The 17,340-nt window shown below is 62.9% G+C and carries 11 protein-coding genes, 1 pseudogene and 1 CRISPR repeat array (1 of these 13 cut by a window edge); of the genes and pseudogenes, 7 read left to right on the forward strand and 5 right to left on the reverse strand.

The features are described 5' to 3' along the window. A CRISPR array of direct repeats spans positions 1–866; the repeat unit is 37 nt; unit sequence GTCAGGAAGCACCTCGCACCTTAAGGTGCATTAAGAC (it extends 1,966 nt beyond the left edge of the window). A gap of 752 nt (positions 867–1,618) precedes the next feature. Next, entirely contained in the window at positions 1,619–3,688 is a 2,070-nt protein-coding gene (gene cas1 / locus Q4A20_RS07740) for a CRISPR-associated endonuclease Cas1 (RefSeq protein ID WP_303122106.1), read from the forward strand. Beyond that, positions 3,679–3,966, forward strand: coding sequence for a CRISPR-associated endonuclease Cas2 (cas2, locus tag Q4A20_RS07745; protein WP_303122071.1), 288 nt, complete (start codon positions 3,679–3,681; stop codon positions 3,964–3,966). The genes cas1 (Q4A20_RS07740) and cas2 (Q4A20_RS07745) overlap by 10 nt, the downstream gene beginning before the upstream one ends. A gap of 568 nt (positions 3,967–4,534) precedes the next feature. On the opposite strand, the gene Q4A20_RS07750 is transcribed toward cas2 (Q4A20_RS07745), so the two are convergent. After that, positions 4,535–5,008, reverse strand: coding sequence for a hypothetical protein (locus tag Q4A20_RS07750; protein ID WP_303122073.1), 474 nt, complete (start codon positions 5,006–5,008; stop codon positions 4,535–4,537). A 423-nt stretch (positions 5,009–5,431) separates the two neighbouring features. On the opposite strand from Q4A20_RS07750, the gene Q4A20_RS07755 reads away from it, so the two are divergent. Further along, the gene (locus Q4A20_RS07755) at positions 5,432–9,082 is read left to right on the forward strand and encodes a CHAT domain-containing protein (RefSeq protein ID WP_303122075.1); all 3,651 of its coding nucleotides are present in this window, start codon (positions 5,432–5,434) and stop codon (positions 9,080–9,082) included. Between the two features lie 828 nt (positions 9,083–9,910). On the opposite strand, the gene Q4A20_RS07760 is transcribed toward Q4A20_RS07755, so the two are convergent. Next, positions 9,911–10,258: a type II toxin-antitoxin system PemK/MazF family toxin gene (locus tag Q4A20_RS07760; protein WP_303122077.1), complete on the reverse strand. Its 348-nt coding sequence runs from the start codon at positions 10,256–10,258 to the stop codon at positions 9,911–9,913. A gap of 239 nt (positions 10,259–10,497) precedes the next feature. Between Q4A20_RS07760 and Q4A20_RS07765 the strand changes: the two genes are divergently transcribed. From Q4A20_RS07765 to cas2 (Q4A20_RS07775), 4 genes and pseudogenes are all read left to right on the forward strand, one after another. After that, entirely contained in the window at positions 10,498–10,839 is a 342-nt protein-coding gene (locus tag Q4A20_RS07765; protein WP_303122079.1) for a hypothetical protein, read from the forward strand. Between the two features lie 4 nt (positions 10,840–10,843). Next, positions 10,844–10,897, forward strand: a pseudogene (locus Q4A20_RS15105) (hypothetical protein); the annotation flags it as partial. A 236-nt stretch (positions 10,898–11,133) separates the two neighbouring features. Then, the gene (gene cas1, locus Q4A20_RS07770) at positions 11,134–11,718 is read left to right on the forward strand and encodes a CRISPR-associated endonuclease Cas1 (protein ID WP_303122108.1); all 585 of its coding nucleotides are present in this window, start codon (positions 11,134–11,136) and stop codon (positions 11,716–11,718) included. Further along, on the forward strand, positions 11,715–11,996 hold the full coding sequence (gene cas2, locus Q4A20_RS07775; RefSeq protein WP_303122110.1) for a CRISPR-associated endonuclease Cas2: 282 nt from the start codon (positions 11,715–11,717) through the stop codon (positions 11,994–11,996). The genes cas1 (Q4A20_RS07770) and cas2 (Q4A20_RS07775) overlap by 4 nt, the downstream gene beginning before the upstream one ends. 40 nt (positions 11,997–12,036) lie before the next feature. Here the strand turns inward: cas2 (Q4A20_RS07775) and Q4A20_RS07780 are convergent, their stop codons facing one another. From Q4A20_RS07780 to Q4A20_RS07790, 3 genes are all read right to left on the reverse strand, one after another. Beyond that, a complete protein-coding gene (locus tag Q4A20_RS07780) occupies positions 12,037–12,195 on the reverse strand; it encodes a hypothetical protein (protein WP_303122081.1) in 159 nt (52 codons plus the stop codon). Positions 12,196–12,338: 143 nt separating this feature from the next. Beyond that, positions 12,339–14,861 carry a hypothetical protein gene (locus Q4A20_RS07785; RefSeq protein WP_303122082.1) on the reverse strand — a complete coding sequence of 841 codons (2,523 nt, stop codon included), beginning with the start codon at positions 14,859–14,861 and terminating at the stop codon, positions 12,339–12,341. 129 nt (positions 14,862–14,990) lie between these two features. Beyond that, on the reverse strand, positions 14,991–17,330 hold the full coding sequence (locus Q4A20_RS07790) for a hypothetical protein (protein WP_303122084.1): 2,340 nt from the start codon (positions 17,328–17,330) through the stop codon (positions 14,991–14,993). Between the last annotated feature and the right edge of the window lie 10 nt (positions 17,331–17,340).

The raw sequence follows: 17,340 nt of genomic DNA on the forward strand, positions 1-17,340 counted from the left end.
GGAACGTCACCCGCACAAACGCGCAATCACAGAGTCAGGAAGCACCTCGCACCTTAAGGTGCATTAAGACTCGCGGTATGCGGCGGTGAGCCAGAAGGCCTCGTCGTCAGGAAGCACCTCGCACCTTAAGGTGCATTAAGACGTTACGGGAGAATGCTCAGTCAGGTACGCCTCATACCGGTCAGGAAGCACCTCGTACCTTAAGGTGCATTAAGACATATGACGCGACGCACTCATCGGTCCCGTTCACAGTCAGGAAGCACCTCGCACCTTAAGGTGCATTAAGACAGGGTGTACGCCCGCTTCAGGGTGATACCGTTCTCGTCAGGAAGCACCTCGCACCTTAAGGTGCATTAAGACGTTCAAGACCTGGGCCGATGTCCAAGACGCAGGGTCAGGAAGCACCTCGCACCTTAAGGTGCATTAAGACGGACCGTGTCGGCTGTTTCCAGTCCCTGGCCGTCAGGTCAGGAAGCACCTCGCACCTTAAGGTGCATTAAGACGGGTGATACTGTGAGTGCGCGTGGCGGCGGCGGTAGGTCAGGAAGCACCTCGCACCTTAAGGTGCATTAAGACAACGAGTCGTCCCCGTCGAAGCCGTCGACCAGGGTCAGGAAGCACCTCGCACCTTAAGGTGCATTAAGACCCGACGATCAGGTGACTGACCGCCCGCATACCGGCCTCGTCAGGAAGCACCTCGCACCTTAAGGTGCATTAAGACTTGGCCATGGCTGCTTCGATGACCCAGGCGGCGGGTCAGGAAGCACCTCGCACCTTAAGGTGCATTAAGACACAACCAGGCCCGCCCGGCCCGCCAGGTGCTTCAACGGTCAGGAAGCGCCTCACACCTTAAGCTGCTTTTCGTGTTTGGGGGTGTGGCTGGTGGTGTGTTCTGGTCTGCCCGGGGGCCTCTTCCGCGCCCGAGCGTGTCCTGCCGTGGTCGAACGATTCTTTCCGTGCCCGAGGGCGGCATCGCGTGCTCAGGTGCGGTCTTGGCGTCGCTGTTGTGGTCCGAGCGAGCGCGCTCTCGTTCATGAGGTGCTGGTTTACGGCCTTGGGGTGTGGTTTACGACCCCGGGGGGTGGTCGTGGATTGCACCCCGAGGTCGTATGGCGCATCCCGGGGTCGTGAATCGACATGGCGGCCCTGGTGCCAGGCTCGGCGTCGCCAGGCGCGGGCCCGTGCCGGCGGGAGCGGGCCGGTCGGGCTGCCGAGTGTGCCCCGGAGGCGCGCCGGCCCGGATGGCTAGTGAGATCTCCAGGCTCGGGTTCGAGCGCACCGACCATGGCGCGATACCGCCGCACCAGAAGCACCCCAATCCAACGCGATCCGCCGCGGCCCACCGAGACCCACGGTGATCTACCGCCCGACGCGCCAACCCCACCCGTCCACCACCACACCCTCAAACACGAACAACCCCTTCAGGTGCACTACAACGCGAGGGCGCCGGGGGCTCGCACGCAGCCGTGGCGTCAGGGTGCTGTCGGCGCGCCTTGGCGCCACCGTCTTGGCCGCTGACATACCCCGCTCAGGCTCAGTCAAGCTCGCGCCGGCTGCTCGGCTCCTGGGGCAGATGAGCGGGGGTGCCCTTTCGACGGGACCCTGCTGTGCGGTGAGCATGCAGCTTGAACTGCCGTTCTGGCAGATACTGGGAACAAATCTGCCTACCGGGCAGATTATCTTGCGCTCCGCCTCACCCGTCGGCATACTCGGGATCGGCGCCATTACTACAGAGAGGTTCACGATGGCCGTCCAGTCTGAAAACTTCCCGCACCCGGTCTCGGAGCCGTCGCCAATCAAAAACACCGGCAGGCCCGGCGATCCCGACGTGTTCGATTCAATTGCTTCGGTTGAGGCTCTCCGCTCCGCATGGGAGGCAGTCCAGGACTCACGTGACGGCGATACACCTTCGGCGGTGCAAGAAGAACTCGGCTACTACGCCGACGATGTGGCCAAGGCACTACGCGCCAGACTGCTGTCCGGAAAGTACCGCGCTCACTCGAGCACAGAGGGCGAATCTAGCCAGCCAGGTGAGCACGATCCACCTCACGCTCACCTACTTGACCGCACCGTGGAACGGTCACTCGTCAACGCCATCGCGCATCGTATCGACGTGATACAGGCGTCGTGCTCATTCGCTCACCGGCCCGGGCTCGGACCAGACGACGCGGTAGAACACCTCATAGCCCTACGGGATGCGGGGGCGGAGTACGCCATGGTGGCCAGCATCAATCCGCCCACCGCCAATGAACTGACACACTCCGCCCTGGCGGTGCTAACCGAGATAATCTCCAGCCCGCGCACGCACGCCCTGATCCGGGAACTGTCTGCGGCGACCCACCCGCCGCCCGGACACGCACAGAACACTATGGGAGCACCGACACGCCCCCACCTTACGCAGTTGCTTGAAAACCTCGCCCTCACACCGGTGGATCGGGGCATGTGCGACGCCGGCGTTGGCTACGTCAGGTACGCACGCAGCATCGCCATCTGCGGCGCAGATGAAACCGAACTACGCGAGACCACGGTCCAACTGAAGCGTTTACTCGCCGAACAGGGACATCAGATCGAACAGGACAGTATCGCCATGGCCACCTTCGACGAGGGCTTCTGCTACCTCGGAACCGACTTCACCGCCCACACGCCCGAGGCCGGGTCACGGTGTCGAAGACACGATCCCGAACCGGACCGAGTCGTATATGTGGGACGCAACGGCTCCCGGGTGCACGTTCGCGACGGGAGAGTAGTTGTTGATGGCTCCGGCGGAATCCCCCAGATGTCCATTCCGCAGCGGGCAGTCAGCCGCATGGTGCTCAACGGCAACGTGGGCCTGTCAGCAGGCGCGAGGTCATGGGCTCTGGCCAATGCGGTAGACGTGGTCTTCCTATCCTGGCGAGGAGGCTACCTGGGGCAACTGGCGGGATCACACTCAGCCGCCAACGCCCGACGACTGCTCACTCAAGCGGCCCTCGCCCAAGACGAGCGCCGGCGCCTACCGCTGGCGCGAGCCATCGTAAGTGCGAAGATCCGCAACCAGATTCACGTCCTGCACCGCACCGGCACGCGCGCCGGCGATGCTCATGTGGCCGCCGTCTGCCGGAGCCTGCGCACCATAGTCAAGGAGATCAGCTACGTACTGACCACCGATGAACTCATGGGACTCGAGGGCACCGCCTCCAACGAATACTTCAGCTGCCTCGCCAGACTGGTTCCCGACGACGTCTACTTCCCCTCCCGCAGCCGCCGCCCGCCCCGGGACCTGGCGAACGCCGCCTTCTCCTACGGCTACGCAATCCTTCAGGGTGAGACCCTAGGCGCCCTGCACGGTGCCGGCCTGGAGCCGTCACTCGGAATCCTGCACGCCTCCACCGACAAGCGGCCCAGTCTCGCTCTGGATCTCATGGAGGAGTTCCGGCCCCTGCTGGTAGATCGCACCGTCGTCGCCCTGCTGCGCACCCGGCGCCTGCGTCCGGAGCACGCCGCCGTGCACAACGACGGCGTATGGCTCAGCGGCGAGGGCAAGAAGATCCTGGTCGACGGTTACGAGGAAACTCTGCAGCGACACGTCAAGGGCGCACTACCCGGATTCGCGGGCACGTGGCGGCGCCACATCCACCACGAGGCACAATTACTGGCGCGTGCCATCGTGGAGCCGGACTACGAGTGGGCCGGCGTGTCATGGCGGTAGTGGTGATCGTCGCCTACGACGTCGCCTCCGACCGGCGTCGCAACCGGCTCGCGAAGTACCTCCAGGGCTGGGGGTACCGGATCCAGGAATCGGTCTTCCAGCTGCGGCTGGGTGCCGCCGACCTGGCCGAGGTGCGCGAGCACGTGTTCGGCATCATCAATGACACCCAGGACGTGGTGCACATCTACCCCCTGTGCGCATCCTGCCAAGAGCGCTCAGAGGTTTACGGAACCGCCGCTGCGCTTGATGACGTCGGCCTGTACCGCGGGCTGTGGTGAAGTGCCACCGCGGGCGCACGCTGTACCTGAAAGGCACCTCGAATCCCTGCCTACACGACCAGAACGGTGCCACTCGGCCTCATCAAGGAACGAGCTGATCTCCTCGCCGGTGATCGGCCGGCCAAAACGAACCAGGTGCAGGCCCGTCCTTTGATGGTGTGCTGTACCCGCCGCCGCTTGACAAACCACATAGGGGCACCCCCCGTAAACACACCGAAACCCTCTAACAATCCAGAACCCAGACGCTGACTTTGTCGAACCCCTGGCTCCAAGACCTGTCGTTGGCAGGGAAGATCGGCAGGGCATCCAGGCGTTGATCCTCACCTAGCCGTTCTCGCGCGCTACGATGTCGCGATGATGATCGGTGTCTAGGGGTGCCTCGCCGTGACCACGCTGGGCGCGAGGTCATCGACTTCGCGGTGGGCCGGCTGCTGCTCCCAGACAACCCCTGTGACTCCGTTCGTGGCAACGACGTCGGCGTGGCGGGTGCTCGCCCTCGTGTTGCTCGCCGCCGCCCTAGCCCTCGCCGTCCCGTATTCCGACGTCGCGAACTGTGATGGTGGGGTCGTTAAGAGGGGAGCCACAGCGTCAGTATGAGGCCCACGAAGACGGCCAAGGCGCCCAACCAAGCCCAGCGTTGGGAACTTCGGATGCGCTCTTGAGCCTGGGTGGCCTGATCCACGCGGTACGCCTCAACGGAGCCGTGCGTCTTCAGGATCGAATCGAGGCTGAGTCCGCGTGGGGGCCCATGTTTCCCGCCCTCTGCGGTGAGAACGAGCCATAACGCCATGGTCAGCAGCAGAATCCCCCCACCCAAGGCGAGTGTCAAGGCCAGACGCCACTTCCAAGAGGCGTCCCCGAGACGAGAGGCGGCCAATGTCAGGACAGCACCGGTCCCTGTTAGGAGAAGGGTGTAGCCGTTGCGCCAGACGCGTGCGTCCGCCAAGGTCTGCTCGAGCAATGTTCGTTGTAGTTCCTGGATCGCCCGCAGGTCTCTGTGGGAGGGACGCCTGCGCTCCTCGGGCGGCACCGGCAAGCCCATCTCAGGTCTCCGGTTTGGGGACGACGAGCGTGAAGCTTGCCCCACATCCGAGTTTGTCCGATGCGCCCGGGTGGGCGACCCTGCATTCGCAAAGGAAATCGGCCCACCGGGCGGTCTCGCCTGGTTTGGTGTCGGTGCGGCGGACCGCCAGGGTCGAGAGGTCAAGCTGTTGGGTCTGGCTGAACACGTGTTTGCAACGCGGACAAGGCCCCTGGATTGTGGCAGAGGTGGCGTGACAAGTGAAGCGTAAGACCGAGTCTCTGACGAGGGAGGCGGCTTGGCTGTCGAGTTCGGGCGAGGCTAATTCGAGATATGGGAGTTCCTCGGGTGCGTCCAAGCGGTGGCGGAAAGAGTCGAACAGTCTCACTGGTCCTCCTCGCGAAGTGGGCCGTGCCGGGGCAAGGCATTTGACATACTAGCGCCGTGGACGACGAGCCGTCGATGGATAATGATCCTTCGTTGGATGAGGTGATGGTGGCCGTGGATGGCCTGCCCGATGACGATTCGGACTGGATCGATCTCCACTGGCATGTGGCGTATGCGCTGTACAAGCGATTTCTGGACGAGAACGATCCCGACGACCTGGATGACGCGATCCGGCGCGGTGCGTCGGTCGTGGAGCGGGAAGGCCGATCGTCGGCCGCCCATCTGCATGACGTGGCCCTCATGCTATGGGACCGGTACGTTGAACGCGACGATCCGGAGGATCGCGCCCGCTTCGTGGAGCTGCTTGAGACTGCCCTCGCGAGGGCGGAGGCGGACGGAACGGACTTGGAGCTGGTCGCCGAGTGCCAGAACAACCTTGCAGTGGGACTGATGGAGGGCACCGCCGCCGACGTTCCGGAGCCGGTGCGTGCGCGCGCTGTGAGCCTCTGGGAAGCAGCCCTTGCGTCCGGCGAGTTGGACGAGGACACCGAACGCTGGATCGAGGGTAACCTCATGCTGGCCCTCAGCCATGCTGGGGCGTCGGAGACGGATCTCCGGCGCGTCGTGGACTGGGGGCGCCGGGCCGCGGCGGCGACCGCGGACCCGGAGGACGCGGCCATCGCCCACTTCAACCTCGCCGTGGCCCTGGAGAGTCTGCACGACATCGTGGCAGACGATGGACTCCTGGAGGAGGCCATTGAGTATGTGCGGGTTGGGCTTGACCTTCTCGGGGCCGACCACCGTGACCACCCCGGATACACGGCTAACCTTGTCAATCTGCTTCGACGACTCTCGCGGGAGAGTGGGGACCCTGCGCTCATAAATGAGGCAGTCGACCTGGGCCGCGCGGCGCTGCGGCGGATCCCCGACGGCGACTCGGATCGTCCGCTCGTCCTTACGGCCACTGCCTCAGCGCTATGTGAGGCTGTCAGAAGCGACACGGATCTGGAAGTGCTCTGCGAGGCCCTCGACCTCTACCGGACGGCCATCGAGATCACGCCCGAGGGGTCGCAGGACCGGGGTGTGGCCATGGTCAACCTGGTGTCGGCGTATCGAGATGCGAACGAGCGGCATCCCGACCCCGCGCTGCTTGGTGAAGCCCTCGCGTGGGGTGACGAGGCGCTGAAGCTGTTCTCAGCCCCCGGCCTGTATCGAGCGGCGGCGCTCACCGCCGTGAGCAATGCCCAGCGTGACCGCTACCTCGAGACCGGCTCTCTGGATGACTTGGACGAAGCGCGCAGCCGCGCCGAGGAAGCGCTTGTCCTGACGCCGGAGCAGCACCCGGAGCGAGCCGCGCGCTTGACTAACCTCGCCGTGATCCTGTCGGATGACTTCACTGAGCGCGCCGACAGGAGCCGCCTAGATCGTGCCATCCAGCTTTACCGCCAGGCTCTGGAGCTGCGTGAACCCGTGGCGAGCCGCGTCGTCGAGCGGATGAACGACCTGGCGCTCGCGCTGCGGGATCGGTACCGGGATACCGAGAACTCTCAGGATCTCAACGAGGCAGTCGACCTCGCCCGGCAGGCTGCGGAGGACTCAAACACTGATGAACTGACTTACGCCGGCTATGTGAACAACCTGGGCAATGCGCTGTCCGAGCGATACGAGCGTGATGGTGATCCGGAGGACCTGGTCGCCGCGATCGAACGGTTCGGCGATGCGCTAGCGGCGGCAGCGAACCGGCCGGTCGAGGCCTCCGGATATGCGACGAATCTCGGGCTCTCGTTGGCTGCGCGCGCCCAGAACACGGGGTCGATGGATGACATGGATCAGGCCCTGCTCAATCTGGAGCGCTCCATCGACCTCCTGCCGACGTCCCACCAGGCGCGCGCCCACCGAATCTCGAACTTGTCCGACGTGTACCGGCAGCGGTCGGTGATACTCATGGAGGGCGGAAACCGCGCCTTGGCACTCGAGGATGCGAGCCGCGCGGTGACGACCGGTTGGGAGGCAGTTGAGGCCGCGGGTTCCAGCGACGCTCGCCTTCTGCCCGCCTTATCGAACCTCGCCGAGGCTCTACGATGGCGCGAGCGCCTGGCTCCGGGCGAACCCCCTCCCCGGGAAGTGCTCGAGATTCAGCGTCGCGCTGCTTTGCTTGAGGAGATCACTCCCGCGGAAAAGTTCGGCCAATCCGTCCGCTGGGCCCGCGACGCGGAGGCGCTGGGGGATCGCGAGGAGGCGTTCTCGGCGTTTGGTCGAGCTGTTTCCCTGACCACGCAGGTGGCGTGGATCGGGCTAACCCTCAGGGAGCGTCGCGAGCTGCTGACCTACATGCGGGAAGTGCTGGACCGCGCTGTCACGCACGCAGCCGGACAGCGACGTCTCGAGGCCTTCGCATGGGCGGACCATGTCCGGTCGGTTCTGTGGCGGCAGGGCCTCCAGGCTCTTTCGCTGGCGGCGGAGAGTGGGGACGAACATTGGGCGTCATTGTCCGGCTTTGTTCGGCACGTGCAGACCGACGGGCGGCGACCGAGCGCGCGTCCGGACGAGCAACTCCGGCTGAGGGCGCACGAGGGGGCGGCGGCACTCGGCCAGACGGTGCCTGACCCCGACGCGTACCGGGGCCTCGGGGCCGAAGGCCCGGTTGTCCTGCTAGTCCCCGGGGATGAGGAATCGCTGGCACTGGTCCTGCAAGGGCTTGATGAACCGCTGGAGATCCGCCTCCCTGAAGCCTCGGCGGGGCTGCTGCGCAAGTGGGGCGACAAACTTCGCACCGAGATGGCCAACGGTATGGGCACCTTTCACTCGACGTCACATGTGATTTTCGAGTGCCTGGAGTGGCTCTGGGGAAGCGTGGCGGCCCCCATTCTGGACCGGATCGCGACCACGGGAGAGCGGCCGCATGTGTGGTGGTCGCCGGTCGGGGAGTTCGCCTTACTGCCCGTCCATGCCGCCGGGATCCACCCGCGCAAGAGGCCTCAGGCGGCTCGCCGACTCGAGAATCCGGCGGGGTGGCCCAGTGTGCAGGACCGGGTGGTCTCATCGTATCTGCCGACGGTCCGCAGGGTTGGTCCGCGGCCCGGCACGACGGGCAGAGCTTTGGACGCTGTGCTCCATGTGTCGGTCGACGTGGATGGCCGGCTTGGGTCACTGGAGGCCGAACGCCAAGCGGTCAACGAAGCGATGCAGGGTGTGCACATGACCCGCCTCTTCGACGATGCCGCCACAGTCGCCGCCTTCCGCGCTGAGCTGCTGAAATGCACGCTGCTGCACGTCAGCGCGCACGGTCGACTCGATCCGGACGATACGTTCGAGGCCGGGATCGAGTTGGCCGACGGCCGATTCACGCTCCGCGACCTGGCGGCTAGTCGCACGGCCACGGGGCGACTGGCGGTGCTCCTGACCTGCGAATCCGCGTCGGGTGACTTCGAGGCTCCCGATGAGGCCCTGCATGCGGCCGGGGCGGCGCAGCAGGCCGGCTTCGCGGAGGTCGTGGCCGCCACTTTGCCGGTGCGAGACTCCTCAGTCGTGCCCTTCGTGACGCGCCTATATGCGGCCGTCGCCGCGGAACCGATGGATGGGGACTTTGCGTCGGCCGTGGCGCGGGCCGTGGCTGACGCGGTCGATGAGTTGCGTTTGGACCCTCGGTGCGCGGTGGATCCATTGTCGTGGGTGCCTTACGCACACTTCAGCGGATATGGCCGTTGAACTAGCGGCTGAGCGCGGCGGTTGCCAGGTGGGCTCTGGTGGCGGTGCGGGTGCAGTTGGTGGCAATCTCGCCTCTGGAAGTGGCGGAATGACGCGGTTTCCAGGGGTAGGGGGCAGGAAGCACGTCGCACCTTAAGGTGCATTAAGACTCCATCAGGATCGCCCGAGTACCACCGATGCGTCGGTCAGGAAGCAACGCGCGCCTCCAGTCGAGCCCAGGTGGATAGGCGCGGACCGCTGGCGTCAGGAGTGTGTGGTGGTGAATGTCCAAATGGATGACAAACGCCCCGTCAGCGTCCCGGAACCTCTTCGCGAATCGTTGGAATAGCAACGTTTCGCGCCGCACGGACAGCGGCTTGAGCGGCGTTTGTCATCAATTTGGACACTTCGAGCCGCCACCCACGCCACTTGGCGCCAACGACAGGCCACCCAGACAAGCCCCCATCCAGAGATCACGTGAATACCAGAATCGTCATCGCCAACATCGGCGCCCCCTGTTCCACACACCCGAGATCGCCCCTCCAACACCCGCCGTCACACCCCCAAACCGGAAGAGCCCGCACAGGCATCCATGTGGGCGTGAGTTGTTCTGGTGCCCGCATGATTCCAACGTTTTAGGCGTGACCTGGGATGTTGCCTGCATCGTTTGTCCCGAATTCGTACACTTCTCAGGCCTCCGTCCACCGGGATGTGCGGCAGCGATTGCCTCTGCCGGTCGGCGTGCCCGCAGGTGAGCAGAGCAGCACTCGAGCCATACGCGCGCCGGACAACACACCCTCACGTAGGAAGAGCCCGTTATGGCGGGGTCCGCCTCGCCGGCCTGCGTTCTCAAAGGTCCAGCACCAGCCGAAGTCCATCGTCGATGCGGGCGAGAATGTGCATGGGAACAGCGCCAATGCGGTTGTTCAACCTGGAACGGTCGACAACAAGAGTTTGCGAGACATTAACAACGCACTGCTTGGGCAGACCCGCCTCGCCGCGCTCCAGCATGACGTTGCCCGGCGCAGCCGCCAGGCGCAGGTTGCTGGTTATCGCTGACACGATGACGGTGGCTATACGGGATCGGTTGAACCGGTCGGAGGAGACGATCAAGGCGGGTCTGAGGTAGCCGGGTTCCGAGCCGATGGGATCGCCGAAGTCCAGCCACCAGACCTCCCCTCGGGCTACCACGGCCATGCTCCCGACTCAATGAGTCTTCTGGCAGGTGTCAACGGCGCCTGTGCTTCATCGACGTCTTCAAGGGAATTGAGTGCCTCAGTCACAGGGTCATCGCTGTAACGAACTACCAGGTCGTGGACAGCCTTCGTGTACAACTGCGACCGACTCCATCCGAGGCGCCGCGCAACTTCCTCGGCTTCCTGGAACACCGGGTCTGGAATGGATACTGCTGTCTTCACGTGCTAAGTATAACGGGTATGACCGAAGTGAGCGAGGTTCCAGGAGCTATCGGCAACGGCGCAGGCGCCGCCGCAATGACGATTTTCATGCTCCGCGACGGGGTGCTCCAGAAGCAGACCCCCGCCATCGTCGGCGACCTCGATAGGCTCCTCGACGAACTCTCGGCCTCCCTGCGTGAAGGCATCTACGTTCCGGACCCGTTCATGCGCCTGGATATCCCCAAGCGCGAGCCCGGTGAGACTCGCGCACTGCACATTCCCTCCATCCGCGAGCGCATAGTCGCCCTCGCTGTGCGATGCCGGCTACGGTTACGCCCGCTTCGCCGACGACATCGTCGTATGCGCCCCCACCGAGGATGACCTGCTGTCCGCCTACGACCTGCTCAGCGCCAGGGTCTCCGCCCACGGGCTGAGCCTGAACGAGGAGAAGACCACCATGACCACTTTCGACGAGGGCTTGTGCTACCTCGGAGTCGACTTCTCTCGCACCCGTCCGGCGGTTGATCCGCACCACGACATCAAGGGCCGGCCCAATCTGGACAAGGTTGTATACGTGGGTCGTGACGGCGCGCGGCTGCACGTGACCAAGGGCAGGCTGATTGTCGACGGCGCTTCCTCTCCCGCCGCGGCAGCTACCTGGGGCAGTCCTCCGGTCTGCCCGATACCGCCAATGCGCGGCGTCTGCTCACCCAGGCCGCCTTCGCCGCCGACGGCGTCGCCCGCCTACCGCTCGCCCGCGCCATTGTGTGGGCCAGGCTGCGCCACCAGATGGGCGTCCTGCACCGTATAGGCCGACGCGACAGTGGGGCAGATACTGAGGCTAGCTGCAACACCATCCGGGGCCTGTCTGAGGACGCCGCCCATGGCACCGGCACCGACGAGCACTTGGGCCTGGAAGGGGCGGCGTCGATCGCGTACTTCGAAGCACTGTCCCGACTCGTGCCCGAGAACGTCTCCTTCCAGGGCCGCAGTCGGCGCCCGCCCAAGGACCTGGTCAACGCTGCCTTCTCCGACGCGTATGCGATCCTGCTGTCGGAATGCACGGACGCGCTCATCGCCGCCGGGCTCGAGCCCTCGCTCGGCGTGCCGCACGCCTCCACCGACAAGCGCCCCAGCCTGTCCCTGCACCTGATGGAGGAGTTCCGCCCACTGCCGGTGGACGGTTATGAGGCGACTATGCAGTGGCATCTCAAGGGCGCGTTGCCCGGCTACGAGTGGAGCGGGGCGGCGTGGCGATGATCGTCATCCTCGCCTACGACGTATCGGCCGACTCGCGCCGTACCCGCCTAGCCGCGGTCCTGGAGAGCTGGGGCTTACGGATTCAGGAGTCAGTGTTCCAGCGGCAGCTGGAAGAGGAAGAGTTCGATGAGGCGCGCGAACGCTTCAAGGACATCATCGACTCGCGCGACGACGTGGTCCACATATTCCCGCTGCGTACGAACTGCCTGGGACGGGCCGAGGTGCACGGCACTGCCCCGGCCCTCGACGACGGCGGCCTGAACCGCGGGGCGTGGTGAGATACCGCTGCCGTCGGCAAGGTGCCGCGACGAGGCAGCGTCAATCGTCCTCCGAGAAGAATGTTGCGATCTCCTCCGTGGTGATTGGGCGGCCGATGCGCAGCAGGTGCAGGCCGGTCTCATCGTCCACCTCAAGAGTGGCAGTCGGCTTGGCCTGGTCGAGCGGCGCTGTAGTCGACTTCAACGAGGTTGCGGGCATGGCCTCGTCCGGCACAGCCTTCCTAGGCTCCGCTTTCCGCCGAGTGCCGTCGGGTAGATCGCCTGCAGTGCGTATACGTGCATCGTATCGCGCCAGACGTGTTGCGCAACTGAACGTGCACCGGCAGCTCATGTTGACGCAGCTCACCTGTACAACATCAGGTCCACAATCCAAGGATGTTGACGCCGGGCGGAGGTAAGCCCAAGATCTCTATCAGCACTTAGCGAGTGTTCGCCTTTGAATACGCTGAATTCTAGCAAGTACCGGTTGTACATGTTCTGCGCGAAAGTCGTCCGCTTGCGTTGAGATGACTTGTTGTCACCGTGGTCAGACGGGGATGATTCCATATACTCCTTAATGTAGGGCAGGCACAAGATGATAGCGAGCCAAGGGAAGCAGGTAAACCAGGTTAACCACGCTTGACGTTCCAGATGTGCTTTAAGTGCGCGCTGTTGGCTGTTTGCCGACTCGGTGGAGTTCGGTGAAACGGAACTAGACTTTGCAGAATCGAAGAGTTCCTTGGTGGCGTTGTCGCCCAACAAGTGCATATAGTTATTCCGAAGTGCGAAATCTATCGCATTAAAAGCGCGTAGTATGATGGCAAAGATCACTATCAAACCGACGATGGTGCGCGGTAAGTAGTCTATGTCTGTCAAGATATGCATTGGCAATAATGCCAACGTAAGGACCATGCTCGACGCCAGTAGCGAGTCCTGATTAATGCCGGTTCTTCCGGAATCCCGTAGCACAATTTCCTCGGGTGAAGCTGGCGACATGGAATAGGCTATTACCAGCAGTTGTCCGGAGATTCTGGCGATGACTAGAACCAGTGCGTATCCTCCGATTAGGCCGGATAATGGCGACAGGAATGACGGCGCGTACTCGACGCCATCGGCGACTGTTGGCACGCAAGTGCACATAAACAGCAGGCAGGACCCCAAAAAAGTAACAGCCGTGACCACCCACCACAGGCGCGTGCGAACTCCACCTGCCAGAAGAACTGCGTTTGAACCAACGCCGTTTGCAACGAACGCCCCGGAGCCGAGCACCGGTAGCAGAGCGAGCCAGGTGCGCCAGTCCCGGAGCAGTGGGGAGCGAAGATCGGAGATGAACATAGCACCCAGGCAGTACAGAGCTATAATGAACAGTGTCCCGAGAATGATGCGCGCTTTACCCCCGAGGTGCATTAGTACGGCACGCACCGTAATGAGGCAACCGCAAAATAGCAGCAGGTATGGCAGGCCGAGGTCGGCAAGCGCGGGAATTGTGAAGGAAACTCGAATGAGTTGGAATCGGAGAAGCATAGCGATAACCGAGAGTATTCCTGCGACGAAAGAAATCCAGAACCGGTTCTTGATTCGGTGCATCTCATCTGGGGGCGGCATCTCCGTGCCGCGCTCGTCTGCGGATATTACATTGTTCCGAAATATGGATGTGAGATGAGAGGTTAATAGGAAGATGATGGGAGCCGCGATGAAATCGTCGAACATCGTCAGCAACTCGCCGTAGTCGATGCCATACTGACGACAGTAGCCGAACAGTTGATGGAACGCGAATGTCGGGAGAAGACCGTACGCCGATCGTGACTCCGCATGCTTGTCGCCGTAGATGTGTGGCCGCAGGGCGACAGGAATGCCTATAAGAGCAAATGCAGTAATGCAGGTTGAAATGAATGAGTCCGCAAAGCCGAACAATGCGCCGATTAGTGCGCCGAAGGAGAACGAGGTGACAAGCTCCCGAATGAGGGCGGTATTCCCCTTCGCGTTGTATTTCTTGAGTCCGATCAGCACTAAGGCATAGAGAACCGCATCGTACGGGAACTCTTGCGCCTGTCGGTCGATTATAGCGACTATGCATATCGACGTGAAGATACCCAAGAGTACGCCGGATCCGGCGTCAACAACGTCGGAGGTGAGTGGGAGACCACGGGTGGTGTCGTGTGAGCGTCGTCTGAGGTTGAGAAGCCGGCACGCGATTGTGAATAACGTGCTGATGGCGGTCAGGATGGCGCATAGCCATGCGACGCCTGACCAGGTGTGCAGGTCGAGGTATGAGTTATCGTACGCATGAAGGCATCCGTACCCCGACAGGCCGAACCATGCGATTTGGTATGAGAGCCTGGCCCCCGGCGTACTGGTGGCGTCGGTTCCTCGTGCCAGAAGCGCGCGTTGCAATGTCAGTAGGCCTAGTCCCGCGAATAGGCCACACATGCTCATTAGATACGCGGCATGGTAGAGGCCTGCAGCATTGAAAGTGTGAGGCGACGGCAAGGTCCAGTTCGTGCGGATGTCGCTGTTCATAAGCCATTCGAACTGGGTCAGGGCGCCCCCGACCATTCCAAGCCATGCGCCAAGAGAGGCGATGCATAGCGATCGAATGAGCGCGCGTAAAGGTGTGTGGGCCCGCTCCATGATCATTACGGCGTGTGCGACCAGGGATGCAGCCGCGGTGGTCAGAAAGAGCCCGTCGCCCCAGGTGGAGGCGAGATAGTACGGATAGCCTCTCGGATTTGAGCCGGAGTAGTTCGCCCAGAACACAAGCATCACGCCCGGGCCCGCGATCAGCAGCACGATAGCCGTAACGGATGAAATCCGTAGCGCCGTGGTAGCACTGCCGGTGGTGGAGTTGGGTTTCGATACGTGAGCGAGTGCGTCGTTACGACTCATACGACACCGTCCTTCAGGTAGGCGGCACGCCATTACGGGGCGCGAATTGGGGCGGTCGTGGTTCGGGCAAGTCGAACCTGACTTAACTAGCAAGATATACGTTAGCGCTGTGGTTATTCTATACGTTTGCTAAGGGAATGCTAAGCCCGGGAGGTTGTATTTGCGGTTAAGGCGGTATTCGTTGGGGTTGATGCGGTGCTTGACGCGATCCTCCTCCCGGTTCTTAAACCAGACGGTGGTGGCGGACACGCCAGTTTTACTGTCAGCGGGCTTGTGGGCGTCGGGGTACTGGACTTCGGCCTCGTCGTCCCAGCCGTAGGCCGCACGTACGAATGCGCGCACCGGAAGCCTCTTCTCGAAGCCCTTGGGCAGTGCGCTGAGCGCGTCGGCCAGTCTGTCCGCCGCCGCCGCCGTCGTTGCGTCGAGCGGCGTACAACCGAGGCATCCGTCGAGCTGCATGTACATGCCAGCTAAACTCTTACCGGTGTGCATGTGTACGTCGGTGGCCCTGATCTCGACTGCGCCGAGACCGAGGGGCTTGCCGAATCCGAGCCGGTGAAAGCCACGGCGCATCGATTCATCCTCGGGGGACGCTTTCGGTGGTACCAGGCTCTCAGGGGTAAGCAACCAGACCAGCACGGCAAGTTCCTGCGGCGTCAGCCCATCAAATGCGAGTGTGGTCGTGAACTTGGCTCCCGGTGCCAGAAATGAGCCGACGACGGTGTCGTGAGGGCCGATGTCGCCTTCGAGGGGCGTGCTGTTCGGCAAGTCCTTTCGGCCGAGTAGCTTGCGGTGGGTGGGGTACACCTTGCGTATCAGGGTCTGTTCTGGCTGATACGTGCGGGCTCGAGTGGTTGTTTCCGGCAGTGCCCTTCCGGACTTATCTCGGAGGTATGGTGCACCGGTTGCGGGCTTGGGGCTCGCCAACGTAGGAAGAAACCAGCCTCGGGCGGTGGGCTCGGGGGACCGGAGCCAACTGTCCTGCCCGGGAAGTACGGGTGTAATGGGCCGGATGGTGATGCGTCCGCGCACGGCGGCGGCCTGGCCAGCGCCCTCTTCTTTCTCATCGGCCACAAAGCCCCACATGCGGTCACCGGCCGAAGCCTGGGCGAAGGTACGTGCGGGGGCAACTCCTGATTTCTCTGCCAACTTGACCGGAGCCAGTGATCCGGGCGCCGTGCGCCGACCAACTTGAGACGGTGTGAGCCCGGTGATGTTGCCCTTGTTCGAGATCGAGGCGAACAGAGGGATGCCGGGGTCCGTTGATGCAAGCTTGAGCAGGAACTGTTTGATCTGTGCGCGGTCGGCCATGACAGCGGAGTCCTTACCCTTGGCGATCTTGGGATCGGAGGCTCCGAGGATCTGGCCGTTGTCGTCGATCTTGCCGTTGGCGATCTCATGGATAAGCCATGTCTTCGGGTCCGTCGACTTGCGAGACTTCGAATTACCGGGCGTGCCCGCCTTTTCGCGTTCTACGAGTTGGCGTATGTTCTCCAGGTAGCTGTGAATAACCTCAACCAATTGTTCAAGGACGTCAGTGCGCACAGGGAGGTACGTACGATTCGTCTCGGTGTCGAAGAAGACGAATTCATTGTACTTGGTCTCAGTAAGCGGATCAGAATGAGGCGGCGTGAGCCTCACGATGACACCCCTATGGGTCTCAGTGTTGTGCTTCTTGCGCTTGGGTCGTGAGTCGAGGAAATATTTATTTCCAATTCCGACAACTATTGCCCGCTTAGTATTATAGAAATTCTCGAGCTTTACGGTGAAGGTGACGGGGTCGAGGTGTCGACTGGACTTGCGCAACTGCTCCAGCCGTGCGTCGACGTCGGCCGTCGAGACGCCGTGCTTGTGCTTTTGTTTGCTATGCTTTCTCGATCTGCTGTACTTCTTGGCAGGCTTTGAGCTGTAGAACGCGGTGACAGACTTCTGACTGTCGGGCAGTACGGCAGCGCATACATACTGCGGGCGGCGCCAGTTCCATCCTCGGCTTTTCGGGTTGTTCTTGCCGAGCATGATCCGCGCGCTCAAGCCCGTCTCGGAATCACGGTCCGGCCCGCCGCACACCAGGAGAACCGGGTAGAGCGTAGCGGCCTCCTGGGTGGTGCGGCGATGGGTGAGCACATGGTCGTGGTCCGTGAATACGCGCATGCGCGAAGCGGTGACCGCCTCGTACGCGGAGGAGAGAACCCCTTTGAGCGTCGTGACAGGAATGGCGGCGTCCTCCCAGGTGCGTGCACCCTCCGGGGCCCCAGTGCGCGAGGCCACCACCACGCGTCGGTCCTTCGTGCTCTGCCCCGGAATCGTGGGCGACGCGACGGTGATGGTGAGGTCCAACTCGCCTGACACGGTGTCCGGTGCAAGCCGATCCTGCCCAGACGGCGCATAGTCGCCGGCAAACCCCCTGCCGGTCTTCCCGCCCGTGTTACGGACCGTGGGGATGCCGTTGTAGGCGTGGTGCCAATTCATACTGCTCTCC

Origin of the sequence: Actinomyces sp. (genome assembly GCF_030530635.1) — a bacterium.
GTDB lineage: Bacteria > Actinomycetota > Actinomycetes > Actinomycetales > Actinomycetaceae > Actinomyces.

Bases quoted from the DNA above. Each gene is read 5' to 3' on its own strand.
- cas1 (WP_303122106.1), top strand. From the start codon at position 1,619: ATGCAGCTTGAACTGCCGTTCTGGCAGATACTGGGAACAAATCTGCCT.
- cas2 (WP_303122071.1), top strand. From the start codon at position 3,679: ATGGCGGTAGTGGTGATCGTCGCCTACGACGTCGCCTCCGACCGGCGT.
- Q4A20_RS07750 (WP_303122073.1), bottom strand. From the start codon at position 5,008: ATGGGCTTGCCGGTGCCGCCCGAGGAGCGCAGGCGTCCCTCCCACAGA.
- Q4A20_RS07760 (WP_303122077.1), bottom strand. From the start codon at position 10,258: ATGGCCGTGGTAGCCCGAGGGGAGGTCTGGTGGCTGGACTTCGGCGAT.
- Q4A20_RS07765 (WP_303122079.1), top strand. From the start codon at position 10,498: ATGACCGAAGTGAGCGAGGTTCCAGGAGCTATCGGCAACGGCGCAGGC.
- cas2 (WP_303122110.1), top strand. From the start codon at position 11,715: ATGATCGTCATCCTCGCCTACGACGTATCGGCCGACTCGCGCCGTACC.
- Q4A20_RS07780 (WP_303122081.1), bottom strand. From the start codon at position 12,195: ATGCCCGCAACCTCGTTGAAGTCGACTACAGCGCCGCTCGACCAGGCC.
- Q4A20_RS07785 (WP_303122082.1), bottom strand. From the start codon at position 14,861: ATGAGTCGTAACGACGCACTCGCTCACGTATCGAAACCCAACTCCACC.
- Q4A20_RS07790 (WP_303122084.1), bottom strand. From the start codon at position 17,330: ATGAATTGGCACCACGCCTACAACGGCATCCCCACGGTCCGTAACACG.